The following is a 13,425-nucleotide window of genomic DNA, read 5'->3' as shown; positions in this document are numbered from 1 at the left end:
CGCCTCTTCAACGAATTGGCTGAGAGTCTGATTGGCTGTTTTGATGATCTGGAACATCGGATTCTGCGACTGCACCGCAAAGGCGACTTGATATCCAGACCTTTGCGTTGGGTTCTCACCTTTTCGATCCCGGGAAAAGGTTATTGCGCCGGTGCACCGGCGCAACTGCCACTCCTAGTTGTATGCGGCCATCAAGGCTTTGGCTTCATCTATGAGGGCTTGTCCATCGATGCCCTTTTCCTTCATTTCGGAAATCCAAGCCTCATAGACCGGCGCCGCGGCCGCGGCCCATTCGGCCGACTGCTCCGCGCTCAAGGTGACGATATTGTTGCCCATCTCGACGGCAAGATCGCGCGATGGTTCGTCATAATCCTGTTGCGTTCCGCCAGCGAATATTGAGAATTTGAGGCCGGAAGCTTCGTCAATCACAGACTTCAGGTCGTCAGGCAGGCTGTTGTACTTTTCGTGTGACATTGCCAAGACAAAGGTGACGGTATACAGCATCGGGCCGGTAAACTCGGTATGATTGTCCACCAGTTCCGGCACCTTCAGCGCCTTTGTAACCTCCCAAGGGATGGTCGTTCCGTCGATAACACCTTTGGAGAGGGCCTCGGGCACGGCTGGTACCGGCATTCCAACGGGTGTTGCACCCAACTCTTTCAATAATGCGTTGACCTGACGTGACGCGCCGCGGATCTTCATGCCATTGAAGTCCGCTGGCGTCAGAACGGGTTTGTTTGCGTGGATGACCCCTGGGCCGTGAACCCAAACACCTAGCACCTTGACATCTTTGAACTCGGTGTCTGCCATGTGTTTTTGCATCATCTGCCAATAGGCGGAGGAAGCAGCTCTCGCATCGGTCACAAGGAACGGCAGCTCGAACACTTCGGTGGACGGGAAACGCCCCGGAGTATACCCGACCACGTTCCACGTGATATCAATCGCACCATCGATGACTTGGTCAATCAGTTCCGGGGGTTTGCCACCCAACTGCATCGACGCGTATCGCTTGATTTCGATGCGTCCTTCGGATGCCTCTTCGATTTCATCGGCCCAGATATCAATGATCTTGCTGGGGATTGTGGCCTGGGCTGGCAGGAAGCTTTGCAGATTGAACGTATATTCGGCAGCTAGCGCCATCCCCGCTGTCGTTAGCGTTAGGGCGGCTCCTCCGACAAAGCCTTTGAATAGGTTTAGTATGGTCATTTTCTCCTCCCTTGACCTTTGTTGAATGGCTTGCTCTGATCCAATAGCGCAGATCGGAGCGGCAAGATTCCCAAGGTTTTTTGCGCCGTGACCGCAGTCGGCTAGATCTAAAATGCGCCCACATCACACCGGGTCCCAGGTGAACACGTCTTCGGTTCGATCGAGGTCGAAAAAGCTCGGCCTCATTGCGGGAAGGGCATGCTCCAAAACGCTTTCCGGCGTCCAACCTTCGTTTCGCTGCATTCCCCGAACGGGCCGCGACTGACCCATCAGGAAAATCTCGTTGTTGCGCACCGCAAATATCTGCCCTGTCACATCTTTCGCGTCATCCGAGGCAAGAGCGGTTGCGACGACGGCGATCTTGTCCGGTGTCATCTGGCGCAGTTTTTGGATACGCGCACTTTCCTCTGGGGTTGTCGCGGGAATGGATTCCGTCATTCGGCTCCATGCAAACGGTGCTATGCAGTTGGACCGGACGTTGTAGCGAGCCATATCCATCGCAATGGATTTCGACAGTCCCGCAATGCCTAACTTGGCGGCCATGTAGTTGGCCTGACCTACGTTGCCGATAAGCCCAGACGTCGACGTCATGTGGACAAAGCACCCAGAGGTTTGTTTGCGAAACACCTCTGCGGCGCAGCGGCTGACATTGAATGTTCCTTTCAGATGAACGGCAACTACCTGATCAAAATCCTTCTCGGTCATCTTGTGAAAGATCGTGTCACGCAAAATCCCGGCATTGTTGACTACGATGTCGATACTGCCAAAGTCTTCCTGCGCCTGCTCGACCATGGCCTTGGCATCACGGAACTGGGCTACCGAACCATAGTTCACTACGGCTTCACCACCCCCTGCGATGATCTGGTTCGTGACTGCGCGAGCAGGTGTTTCATCCTGTCCTTCACCGTCGCTTTTCGCGCCGATGTCGTTTACCACGACCTTGGCGCCAGACATTGCCATCATCAATGCAATGTCACGCCCGATCCCACGCCCCCCACCGGTGACAAGTGCTACTTTTCCCTCCAGCAGACGCTTTCTCAAGATCCAAACCTTCTTGCTACACCCGTTTTTCCCTAATTCAGAATGGCTTGTGGTGATTGGAAAAGCTACCTGCCAATTCCTGGATTGCGCGGTCAATAAATTAGGTATACAAGTACTACAATACTTTTTATGAAAACGGAAGTGGTTTGAGAGGCGAGCTTCGTGAGTCAGCTAAATCACTACAATGCCGCCCAAGTTATGGTGGACATCAATGTTTCAAGAGGTTTCGGTGAAAAGTGCGCCTTTGTCGATCCCGACCGGTCCCTCACATATGCGCAATTGCAAAAGGCGACCAACCGGGTCGCCAACATGTTGAACCAGCTCGGGCTTCATCAAGAGACCCGAGCCGCAGTATTAATGTTGGACACGGTAGACTATCCGGTTGTTTTCTGGGGGTGTGTCCGTGCAGGCATCGTTCCGGTCTGTCTCAATACGCTCCTGACTGCTGATCAGTACCTCTATATGCTGAGCGACAGCCGTTCTCAGGCCATTTTCGTGTCCATCGAGCTGATCGATTTGGTCGAGCCGCTTATTGACCAGCTTCCGTTCCTCAAGCACGTCATCGCCGTCGGCAATGATTGCGGTGCCTTCCCGACTTTGCGCGCGCTTATGGCCGAAGCCAACGATTCATTCGAAACCGCGCTGACCCACCCGGACGAAACAGCGTTTTGGCTATATTCTTCGGGGTCGACCGGCGCGCCGAAGGGCGTTAGGCATGTCCATACCAGCCCAGCCTATGTCGCCGACACCTATGGGCAAAACGTGTTGGGAATTCGACACGATGACGTATGCTTCAGCGCAGCAAAGCTTTTTTTCGCATATGGGCTGGGCGCAAGCATGGCGGTTCCCATGTCGGTCGGCGCAACTGCGGTTTTGCTTCCGGACCGGCCAACACCGCAATCTGTACTGGACATGATGCAGCGCTTCAGGCCGACCTTGTTCTTTGGCGTTCCAACGCTTTATGCCGCCATGCTTGCAAGCAACTCATGCATCCCGAAAAACGGCTCGGACCGGTTGCGGCTTTGCATTTCGGCGGGCGAAGGCTTGCCTGAAGATGTCGGCACGAACTGGGAACGCCGCATGGGGGTAGGTATACTGGACGGTATCGGGTCAACGGAGATGCTGCACGTGTTTTTGTCCAACCGACCCGACGATATCCGCTATGGCACATCGGGGCGCGAATTCTCGGGCTATAAACTCCGACTGGTCGATGAGCAGGACCAGGACGTCGAAGACGGCGTTCTGGGTGAGTTGCTGGTCTGTGGCGGCTCGGCTGGTGACGGGTATTGGAATCAACGTGCAAAATCTCGTGCCACGTTCATGGGCGAATGGACCCGAACCGGTGACAAGTACATCCGCGATAACGAAGGGTACTATCATTACTGCGGTCGAACCGATGATATGTTCAAGGTCAGCGGTCGCTGGGTGTCTCCCTTCGAAGTGGAACAGGCAATCATTTCTCATCCCACAGTGATCGAGGCCGCCGTAGTGCCGCACGAGGATGAGGAGGGCCTTGTCAAACCCAAGGCCTACGTCGTGCTGAACGATGCCGGCGACGAAAATGATCTGATCAGGGAACTCAAAGACCATGTCAAGAAATCAATTGGGGTTTGGAAGTATCCTCGATGGGTTGTCGCGGTAGACGAACTGCCCAAAACCGCGACTGGCAAGATCCAGCGGTTCAAGCTGCGAAACTGAGAGCTTGTAGGAAACACCACACGACGGGAGCGCAGAATGCTGGAAATCGTGATCCTAGGGAGAGGAGGCCAAGGCGCACAAACTGCGGGAAACTTGTTGGCGCAAGCGCTGTTTGCCGAAGGCCACTATGTGCAGACGTTTTCCACCTATGGCGGTGCGCGTCGTGGTACCCCGGTCACGTCATCCCTCAGAGTGGATGCCGTCCCGATCCGCAGGCGTTGCAACATCGCAAACGCCTCTGCCCTTCTGTGTTTTGATGACAGCCTGCTGGATGGCGCATTTCTTGAAATTGCGAAGGCGGGTGCGGTAGTGGTGGTCAACACAGCGAAACATAAAGAGATGCTGCCAGCGTCGGGTGACCACAACATCATACAGGTGGATGGCAAGGCCATCGCGCGTCGTAACAATCTGGGAAAAATCGTGAACTCTGCCCTGCTGGGCGCGTTCGTGGCGACACTCGGCAAACCTGGAATTGATACCATGTGCAGGGTCATCAAAGAAACCGCGCCGGCGAAAGTTGCTGAAAACCTGGTGGCGTGCCGTGAAGCATTTGCACTGTTTCAGCCGGTCACCGAGAAAGCCTAGATCATGAACAAGCAGCTATCCCATTTGTGGACTCATTTGACCAGTGAAGGTCGCAATACCGGCACTTGGCGCAGTGCGCTGCCGAACTATCAGAACCAACCCTCGCCGTGCCTAGGGGCCTGCCCGGTCAACGGGCGAGTTGCCGAATGGATCAAACAAGTCGGCGACGGAGATCTGTTTGGCGCATGGACAACCCTCACCGACAACAACCCCTTCCCGGCAATTGCGGGGCGCATATGCCATCATCCCTGCGAGACAGCTTGCAACAGACAATACATAGACGAAACCGTCGGCATTTGCAGCCTGGAACGGTTTGTCGGTGACACAGCACTTGCAGAAAGGTGGCAGTTTCCCGCAGCCGAAGAGGAATTGACGTTCTCAGTGGCCATCATTGGCGGAGGGCCTGCCGGACTGTCAGCGGCCTATCAACTTCGCCGCCTCGGCTTCGGCGTGTCGCTTTACGAGACAAAGGACGAGTTGGGCGGTGTGATGCGATACGGTATCCCGACCTATCGATTGGCCAGATCGGTTCTGGCGGCCGAAATAGAGCGGATCACCGCCATGGGTATTACTTTGCACCTTGGGATTCCTGCAATCGATGCAACGGCATTGGAAGCTCTTCAAGATTCTCATGACGCGGTATTTCTGGCAACAGGCGCCAGTGTGCCGAGACGGCTTCCAAACTTGGACTACTCCTGTCCTTGGGTGATCGACAGCGCCGATTTTCTTGCCGCTTCAATACCTGAGCAAACTCGCGCAACAGGGAAACGAGTTGTCGTGATCGGCGGCGGTAGTGCGGCAATAGATGTCGCGCGAACGGCCCGGCGCCTTGGTAGTGTCGTCAGGGTACTTACGCTGGAACCGCGAGATCGGCTACCCGCACAAACCGTAGAAGTTCGCGAAGCCATCGAGGAAGGGGTCCAATTCGAGCACGGCACGATGATGCAATCGGCCAAGGTAGCGACCGGTGCCGTTGTTTTGAAATGCGTTCCTGTCAAATTTCGTTCCGGTCTACGGTCGGGTCAGTTCTCGGTCGAGCCACTGGATGCCAGCGGGTTCGAGATAGTCGCGGATACTATAATCCCAGCTATCGGCCAGAATGCCGATCTTGTACGATGGCGCGGAATTCTGGATGAAACAGGCCCAGTGATCAACACGGATTCCGATTGGAAAACAAGCAAACCCGGCCTTTATGCAGGCGGCGATGTGGCAAGCACAAACCGCTTTGTCACTCACGCCGTCGGCATGGGCAAAGAGGCCGCTTTTGCAATCGCCTCGACATTGCTTTCCGACGGCAAGAGCCCAGTCGAAGGCAGCGTCGAGCCCGTCGAATATGAACGGATTAACACCGCTTATCACGCCTCGCATGAGCGCAACCGACAGTATACGATTGGAGTCGACAAAAGATTGGCCGGTTTTGAAGAGGCACAAACTCCTTTCGGCCCAGACGAGGCTCGGTCAGAAGCCCAGCGGTGCTTCAGTTGCGGCACCTGCATCTATTGTGACAATTGTTATTTCTATTGTCCCGACATGGCGATCACCAAGCTCGAAAACGGCTATGCGGTGAACGCGGATTATTGCAAGGGCTGTGGGCTTTGTGTGGCCGAATGCCCAACCGGTTCCATCCACATGCTGGAGGACATATCGTCATGAATGCGCCCGCTTTTACCGAAGACCTTCAGCTGCTGAACGGTAATCACGCCGTGGCTTGCGGCGTTTGCCTGGCTGAGCCCGACGTTGCGCCGGTCTATCCAATAACGCCGCAAACGCCGATTTTGGAAAAGCTTATAGAATTCCAGAGCAAGGGAGCATTTCTGGCCGAACTTCTGACTCCGGAATCGGAACATTCGGCCATGGCCGCCGCAATCGCCGCATCCGCTACCGGAGCGCGGGTATTTACGGCAACCTCATCACAGGGGCTGCTGCTGATGCACGAGTTGTTGCATTATGCGTCCGGTGCCCGAACCCCTATCGTGCTGTTCAATGTGAATCGAACACCGGCGGCACCATGGGGATTCTGGCCTGACCAGATCGACAGCTTGTCCCAACGTGATACGGGCTGGGTGCAGCTTTACAGTGAAAGCCCCCAAGACTCGCTCGACACCGTGATACAAGCGTTTCGAATAGCCGAAGCCGTCAATCTGCCGGTCATGGTCAATCACGACGCGTTCTATGTTTCGCATTCAGTTGAACCCGTCAACGTTCCCGACCAAGATCTGGTCAGGAGTTTTTTGCCGCGCGCTCCACGCGACTTCCGACTTGGCGACGGAAGCGGCAGATCACTGGGTGCACCCGTCGATCAAACAACTTGGAACCTGACGCGTCGGGAGCTGGATACAGCCATGAAACGCGTTGAAGAAGTGACCCGCGAAACTGGAACTGTGTGGGAGAAACTGACAGGTCGGCAATCCGAGCCACTTGAAAAATACCGTTGCAAGGACGCAAAAATCATATTTGTGACCATGGGCAGTATATCCGGCACCGTTCATGAAGCAGTCGATCATCTGCGCGAGGCCGGTATTCAGGCTGGGCTTGTCAGAATCCGGCTGTTCCGCCCTCTGCCTGTGCACACTTTGCGCAATGCCCTGACCGGGGTGCCGTGTGCTATTCTGATCGACCGCAACTATTCGCCGGGAACGGGCGGAGTTTTGCATCAGGAACTGAAATCCGCGCTGTACAGTATGAAGAATCCACCACATGTGCACGGGTTTCTTGCCGGTGTCGGTGGTGTGAATGTGCCGGTCGAACGCATCGTGGAAATGGCCGTTAGATACGGAAATGCTGAAACTACGACCGATCCGATCTGGGTGGAGTAGGTTATGGAAAAAATCAACTACCGTGACGAGGGGCAGTTTTGTTCAGGGCATGTTGCTTGTGCCGGTTGCGCCGAAGCGTTGTCGATGCGGGTCATCCTCAATGAAGTAGGCGAAGATGCCGTGGGAGTTGTCGCACCATCCTGTACGGCCGTCATCCTTGGTGGTCACCCGATGAGCGCGTCAAAAATTCCGGTTCTCCATGGAACACTGGAATCCGCCGCGGCCTCTGCCAGCGGCGTTAAACGCGCCCTCAAGGCACAAGGCCGGGACAATACGACGGTCCTCTGCCTTGCCGGGGATGGTGGAACTTATGACATCGGGCTGCAGGCACTATCATCCGCTGCAGAACGCAACGAAGATATTCTGTATATCTGCTTTGATAACGAAGGCTACATGAATACGGGCGGCCAAAAGAGTTCCTCAACCCCGCATCTGGCAACGACTGGCAGCACCCCGCTAGGCAAGGCTAGCCACAAAAAGAACCTTATCGAAATTCTTGCCGCCCACCGGATACCATATATTGCCACCGCCAGCCCCTCCCATCTTGGTGATATGGCGGCGAAAGTTGCGACGGCCAAGTCGATCCGGGGCACCAAGGTAATCATTGTCCTGATACCATGCCTGCCTGGCTGGGGCGTAGCGGAAAACGCCGCGATCAAGACCGCGAGGCTGGCAGTCGAGGCCTGCGTGTTTCCCTTGCTCGAGGTCAGGAATGGAGTCGACTATTCATTGGCCGTCCCGGAAAGACCACGTGGAATCAACGCGTATCTTGCCGAACAGAAACGGTATCGTCAGTTGGATGATCAGGACAGAGCCACGCTTCAGTCAGAAGTTGATGACGCTTGGACGCGGCTACTGGCGCTGGCAGAGGGGAAACCAACGGCTTGAAGTATCATCCATTTGGACTTGATTTCAATGGATCGATGTCGTGGTTAGTACATCCGAACAGTGGTTATGATTGGATAGCTTCAGCATGACTCATCGCAGCCGCGGCTTTTTTTCGACGCTCTATCTGTTTCAACATGGTAGCGATTGTGATCGAGGCGTAGGTCGACAGGGAAATTTCCCGGATTTCCTTCGAGATGTCGAACAGAGCCCATTCTTCGTTGGTCGCCTGGGAAGGGTCGGCGAGTTTGCATCCCATCGACGTGTCTTCGAATAGGCTGATGACCTCCAGCAGGTTAAGCCGCTTGGCATTGCCCGTGAAACTGTATCCACCGCCGACACCGCGGGTTGCCTGAACAAGTCCAGCGCGGCCAAGTGTCATCAAGACTTTGGCCAGGTGGTGGGCGGACACGCGATACTTCTCTCCGATTTCAGCGGCTGAAAGCTGGCGGCCCGGATTTGATGCCAGTTCGATCAAAGCATAGATTGCCAAACGACTTGATTGCTGCACGACTACACCTCTTGGGCTTATGCTAAGTTGTACTCAGGAAGTCTCGCTGGCAAGACTCAACTCCATTTGGATGTAAGGACCAGCCATCATACCCTCGCTGCGAAAAAATGACATGTGCAGCGGATCCTGGCGCCGAACCATCGTTCGCACTGTAGTAATGCCGATCTTCCTGAATTCCTTACACAATGCCTGAAATAAGGCTTCTCCGATGCCTTGCTGTCGGTGATCCGGATCAACCGATACTGCAAAAACCCAACCGCATGGCTCTGACCCGAACTCCCAACCCCGTACTTCGCCGACAATCAGGCCAAGAATTTGCCGCTGGGAGTTTTGTTGCGTGGGCTCGGCGATCAAAAAGAATCGCTCATCGACATGCCGCGAACCGTAACGTTCGAAAATGTCCTGCCAATACTCAGGTTTTGGTTGTCCGGTGATCCGTGCATCCAATTCGATGGCATGCGGAAGCTGGTCCGATGTCGCCTTGCGGATACGCAACCCTTCTTCTTGCAAACGCGTTTCCAGCGCATCAGTCATGGCAGCTCCTGTTTCATAAACCTTCGCGTCGAGTAGTTTGGTATCAGTACCAGAATGCGGATTTTAGGGTAATGTCGGTCAGGTTGGCAACCACGAGTGCAGCTGGCATCCGGACTGGCACTACCGGTTTTTCCTGTTTCAATCTGTTTTTGAGAATTCTGTGTACTGCAAAGTCTTTTAAAGTATAATGGTACCAAATTATATCTTTATCCATCAGGGACTCAAAAAGGGTCACAGCCATGAAGCGAATCGTTAGCCTGAACGTAAATGGCCGGACAGTCGAGCATGTCATCTCCGACAACCTTCTTTTGATTGATTTCCTGCGCGAACAGCAAGCGCTCACGGGAACAAAAAAGGGGTGCGATGGTGGGGAGTGTGGTGCGTGCACGGTTCTGCTGGACGGGCGTCCACGACTGGCTTGCCTGACATTGACGGCCAGTTGCGAGGGCTCTGAGATCGAAACTATCGAAGGTCAGGCCCGGAATGGCAGGCTGTCGGCCCTCCAGCGAGCCTTTCATGAAAACCTTGGTTCACAGTGCGGTTTCTGCACGCCCGGAATGATCATGGCCGCCGAGGGGCTGCTGCGCAATAACCCCGACCCGGATGATGCGGAAATCAAGACAGCATTGGGGGGCAACCTTTGCCGCTGCACCGGCTATGTGAAAATCATCAAGTCTGTGAAAATAGCGGCTTCGGAGGCGAGTCGATGAATACAAAGTCAAAGGTGGTAGGTCAGCCCGTTCCGCTGGTGGACGGAATTGAAAAGGTAACCGGCCGCGCGAACTATACTTCTGACCTTGATGCTCGCGACGTTTTGGTAGGCCGTATCCTTCGCGCTCCGGTGAGCCACGGTCGCATCATTTCGATAGACGTTTCTCGTGCTTCGGCACTCGATGGCGTTTGCGCAATCGTCACCGGACAGGACTGCGACAAGACATTTGGCGTCATCCCGATAGCAATGAACGAATACCCGATGGCACGTGACCATGTCCGATATCGCGGCGAACCGATCGCAGCCGTCGCCGCCCGGGATGCCGCGACGGCCGTCCGCGCGCTCGAATTGATCGACGTCGAGATCGAGCCGCTTGTCCCATGTTATACACCAAGTGAATCCCGAGCGCCGGATGCACCGCAACTGCACGAAGGAAAACCAGGCAACCTTGAACGAGAAGTACACCACGTTTTCGGTGACCTGAACGCGGGTTTCGATGAGGCTGATATCGTTCGTGAAGAGACGTTTTCCTGCGCCGAAGTCAACCACGCCCAGATGGAACCCCATGCAGCGTTGGCAGAATTTGATGTTGAGCGTGAAAGATTGACACTGCATTCAGTTACGCAGGTTCCATTCTACGTCCACCTGATGTTGGCGCGATGCCTGGAAATGGACAGTTCGCGCATACGAGTCGTCAAGCCCTTTGTCGGCGGCGGGTTTGGTGCACGCACGGAGACGCTGAACTTCGAGATTATCGTCGCGCTTTTGGCCCGAAAAGTCGGAGGCAAGGTGATGATGCAGCTAAGCCGCGAGGAATGCTTCCTGACTCACCGGGGACGTCCCAACACGCAAGTCAAGCTCAAGATTGGCATGACTCATACAGGAAGGATTACGGCGGTCGACTGCGAAACCGTGATGAACGGCGGGGCTTATGCTGGTTATGGCGTCGTAACGATCCTTTATGCAGGCGCACTGCTTCATGGGATCTATGACATCCAAAACGTTAAGTATGATGGTTATCGCATCTATACCAATCAACCGCCTTGTGGCGCGATGCGTGGACATGGAACTGTCGACGTTCGCCATTCTTTCGAAGCGATGATTGACCGGATGGGTCGCGAACTTGGTCTTGATCCCTTTGTCGTGCGCCGGGCCAATCTGTTGCAGGCTCCTCTGTTCACTAGCAACGGGTTGATGGTCAACTCCTACGGCTTGGGGGAATGCCTAGACAAGGTCGAAACGGCCAGCGGCTGGTCAAACCGCAAGGGGAAATTGGGGAGCGGCCGTGGCCTTGGGATGGCGTGCTCGCACTATGTCTCGGGCGCAGCTAAGCCCGTGCACTGGACAGGTGAACCTCACGCCGTTGTTTCGATGAAACTCGATTTTGACGGCAGTGTAACGGTTCTTACTGGCGCTTCCGATATCGGCCAGGGTTCGACTACGATCGTCGCGTTGGCCGCTGCAGAGGTCCTGAGCATTGACCTTGGCCGGATCCGTGTGGTCGCCAACGACAGTGTCATCACACCCAAAGACAATGGGTCATATTCCAGCCGGGTGACCTTCATGGTCGGCAATGCCGCCATTCAGGCCGCCCGAACACTGCGTGAGAGACTGATCAATGCCGCCGCCGAGTTGTTGGACACGACACCGGAGGATGTCGAGTGTGAAGCCGAAACCTTTTTCGTCCAAGGCGGCTCGCAATCGGAACTCTCCTTTCACGACGTCGCCATTGCCGCGCTTGCCAAGGAAGGGACTATTACCGTCAAAGGCACTTTCTCGACGCCAATCGAAGCTCAAGGAGGCAAGCACAGGGGTGGAGCGGTTGGGTCTACCATGGGTTTTTCGTATGCGGCGCAGGTGGTTGAAGTCCGCGTGGACGAAGACACTTGCCAGATCAACGTTGAAAAAGTCTGGGCTGCCCTTGACTGCGGGTACGCCATCAATCCTCTGGCCGTTGAGGGGCAGATCGAAGGCTCTGTCTGGATGGGCATGGGTCAGGGCCTATGCGAGGAAACACACTATATTGATGGTCTACCCGCCCATGCCAATTTGACAGACTACCGTTTCCCGACAATTTCAGAATCTCCTCCGATAGACGTTCATATTGTCGAAAGCATCGATCCGCTGGGGCCGTTTGGTGCCAAGGAAGCGGGCGAAGGTGCGTTGTCGGGATTTCCGCCAGCGCTGGTGAATGCGGTGGCAGATGCAATTGGATTGGATGTGAACTTTTTGCCTGTCACGCCCGATCGATTGCTTGACGCACTAGTAAAGTACCGGCGTGCCAGCCGCCGAAAGGAGGCAGCGGAATGACTGAAGTTCTTCCAGGTTTCCACCTTGTCGAACCGACCTCAATAGGCGAGGCGATCGCTGCCTTGAGTTCGATGCCTGGCGCCCTGCTCTACGCGGGAGGAACAGATTTGATAGTGAAACTCCGCAAGGGCCTCGCGGACGCCGAAACAGTGATTAGCCTAAACCGCATCAATGTTTTGAAAGAGATAGAGGAAACCGACGCGGGTTTGCGCATCGGTGCCGCAGTTACTCTTTCCCAGATTGAGGATTTGCCAGCAATCACTGGAGATTTCTTCGCTGTAGCCAAGGCGGCTCGCTCAATCGCGAGCCCGTCGCACCGACAAGTTGCGACACTAGGTGGAAACCTATGCCTGGATACCCGTTGCGTCTACTACAATCAGAGCCACTGGTGGCGTAAGTCCAATGGGTTCTGCCTGAAATATAGAGGCGATATTTGCCATGTCGCTCCGCAGGGCGACCGGTGTCGGGCTGCATATAGCGGCGATATGGCACCAGCTTTGATGGTTCATGGAGCCATGATCGAAATCGCAGGACCAGCAGGCCTGAGGAAAATCCCGTTAACCGACTTCTATCATGAGGACGGCGCCGCCCATATCAAGCTTGAGTCTGGCGATATCCTAGTCGCCGTGCATCTGCCGTATTCGCAAGCGGTATCCGATTATGAAAAAGTCAGGGTGCGCGGGTCCATCGACTTCCCCTTGGCGGGTGTGGCCGTCGCCTGTGAAAAAACAGCAGATGGCGCAGCCAGATTCACCGTCGCCGTTACAGGTACCAATTCCAAACCTCTTTTGATCGAAATGCCGGATGAACTGCTGGATGAACCGTCTTCGGAAGCTTTTTGGGTCGGACTGGGAAAAGCCGTGCAGAAGGCTGTCTCACCACAACGTACTACAACCATTGCACCCCATTTTCGCCGTTTGTCGGTCTCAGCTTTGGCGGTTCGGCTTGCCCGAAGACTGATATGAGCAGCGAAGCTCCAGGAACGAATTGGAAGGCGGCGGACGGTTTGCACGTCGATACTCGCGGCTTGCTTCCACCTGATCCGATGATCACTATTATTTGGCACATCTCGCAACCCGGACAAACAGGGCCAATTACGGCCTATTTCGACCGAGACCCCATATTCC

The 13,425-nt window shown here is 55.1% G+C and carries 12 protein-coding genes; 8 read left to right on the top strand and 4 right to left on the bottom strand.

The window, feature by feature from the left end; genetic code table 11:
- Positions 1 to 174: 174 nt before the first annotated feature.
- Positions 175 to 1,206 carry a TRAP transporter substrate-binding protein gene (locus AC2FMY_RS07700; RefSeq protein WP_496747487.1) on the bottom strand — a complete coding sequence of 344 codons (1,032 nt, stop codon included), beginning with the start codon at positions 1,204 to 1,206 and terminating at the stop codon, positions 175 to 177.
- A gap of 123 nt (positions 1,207 to 1,329) precedes the next feature.
- A complete protein-coding gene (locus AC2FMY_RS07695; RefSeq protein WP_496747489.1) occupies positions 1,330 to 2,247 on the bottom strand; it encodes an SDR family oxidoreductase in 918 nt (305 codons plus the stop codon).
- Between the two features lie 162 nt (positions 2,248 to 2,409).
- Here AC2FMY_RS07695 and AC2FMY_RS07690 point away from each other — a divergent pair, with 162 nt between their 5' ends.
- The 5 genes from AC2FMY_RS07690 to AC2FMY_RS07670 are packed head-to-tail and all read left to right on the top strand — an operon-like array spanning position 2,410 to position 8,234.
- A complete protein-coding gene (locus tag AC2FMY_RS07690) occupies positions 2,410 to 3,945 on the top strand; it encodes a benzoate-CoA ligase family protein (protein ID WP_496807193.1) in 1,536 nt (511 codons plus the stop codon).
- Positions 3,946 to 3,981: 36 nt separating this feature from the next.
- Positions 3,982 to 4,530, top strand: a complete 549-nt coding sequence (locus AC2FMY_RS07685) for a 2-oxoacid:acceptor oxidoreductase family protein (RefSeq protein ID WP_496747493.1) — start codon at positions 3,982 to 3,984, stop codon at positions 4,528 to 4,530.
- Positions 4,531 to 4,566: 36 nt separating this feature from the next.
- A complete protein-coding gene (locus tag AC2FMY_RS07680) occupies positions 4,567 to 6,183 on the top strand; it encodes an NAD(P)-binding protein (RefSeq protein WP_496807192.1) in 1,617 nt (538 codons plus the stop codon).
- Positions 6,180 to 7,346 carry a hypothetical protein gene (locus tag AC2FMY_RS07675; RefSeq protein WP_496747497.1) on the top strand — a complete coding sequence of 389 codons (1,167 nt, stop codon included), beginning with the start codon at positions 6,180 to 6,182 and terminating at the stop codon, positions 7,344 to 7,346. Before AC2FMY_RS07680 ends, AC2FMY_RS07675 begins: the two co-directional genes overlap by 4 nt.
- Before the next feature lie 3 nt (positions 7,347 to 7,349).
- On the top strand, positions 7,350 to 8,234 hold the full coding sequence (locus tag AC2FMY_RS07670; protein WP_496747499.1) for a thiamine pyrophosphate-dependent enzyme: 885 nt from the start codon (positions 7,350 to 7,352) through the stop codon (positions 8,232 to 8,234).
- Between the two features lie 64 nt (positions 8,235 to 8,298).
- On the opposite strand, the gene AC2FMY_RS07665 is transcribed toward AC2FMY_RS07670, so the two are convergent.
- Together AC2FMY_RS07665 and AC2FMY_RS07660 are read right to left on the bottom strand one after the other, a co-directional pair.
- Positions 8,299 to 8,742 carry an Rrf2 family transcriptional regulator gene (locus AC2FMY_RS07665; RefSeq protein WP_480751989.1) on the bottom strand — a complete coding sequence of 148 codons (444 nt, stop codon included), beginning with the start codon at positions 8,740 to 8,742 and terminating at the stop codon, positions 8,299 to 8,301.
- A gap of 33 nt (positions 8,743 to 8,775) precedes the next feature.
- Positions 8,776 to 9,276 (bottom strand): GNAT family N-acetyltransferase, encoded by a 501-nt coding sequence (locus AC2FMY_RS07660; RefSeq protein ID WP_480751988.1) that lies wholly within the window; start codon positions 9,274 to 9,276, stop codon positions 8,776 to 8,778.
- A 239-nt stretch (positions 9,277 to 9,515) separates the two neighbouring features.
- Here AC2FMY_RS07660 and AC2FMY_RS07655 point away from each other — a divergent pair, with 239 nt between their 5' ends.
- From AC2FMY_RS07655 to AC2FMY_RS07645, 3 genes are read left to right on the top strand one after another with little or no spacing between them, the layout of a single operon-like run.
- A complete protein-coding gene (locus tag AC2FMY_RS07655; RefSeq protein WP_496747503.1) occupies positions 9,516 to 9,986 on the top strand; it encodes a (2Fe-2S)-binding protein in 471 nt (156 codons plus the stop codon).
- Positions 9,983 to 12,298, top strand: a complete 2,316-nt coding sequence (hcrA, locus tag AC2FMY_RS07650; protein ID WP_496807191.1) for a 4-hydroxybenzoyl-CoA reductase subunit alpha — start codon at positions 9,983 to 9,985, stop codon at positions 12,296 to 12,298. Before AC2FMY_RS07655 ends, hcrA begins: the two co-directional genes overlap by 4 nt.
- Positions 12,295 to 13,263 carry an FAD binding domain-containing protein gene (locus AC2FMY_RS07645; RefSeq protein ID WP_496747506.1) on the top strand — a complete coding sequence of 323 codons (969 nt, stop codon included), beginning with the start codon at positions 12,295 to 12,297 and terminating at the stop codon, positions 13,261 to 13,263. Before hcrA ends, AC2FMY_RS07645 begins: the two co-directional genes overlap by 4 nt.
- The last annotated feature ends 162 nt before the right edge of the window (positions 13,264 to 13,425 follow it).

The sequence above is a fragment of the Ruegeria sp. YKSE079 genome (assembly GCF_059612845.1).
This window is presented reverse-complemented; position numbering and strand designations above follow the sequence as displayed.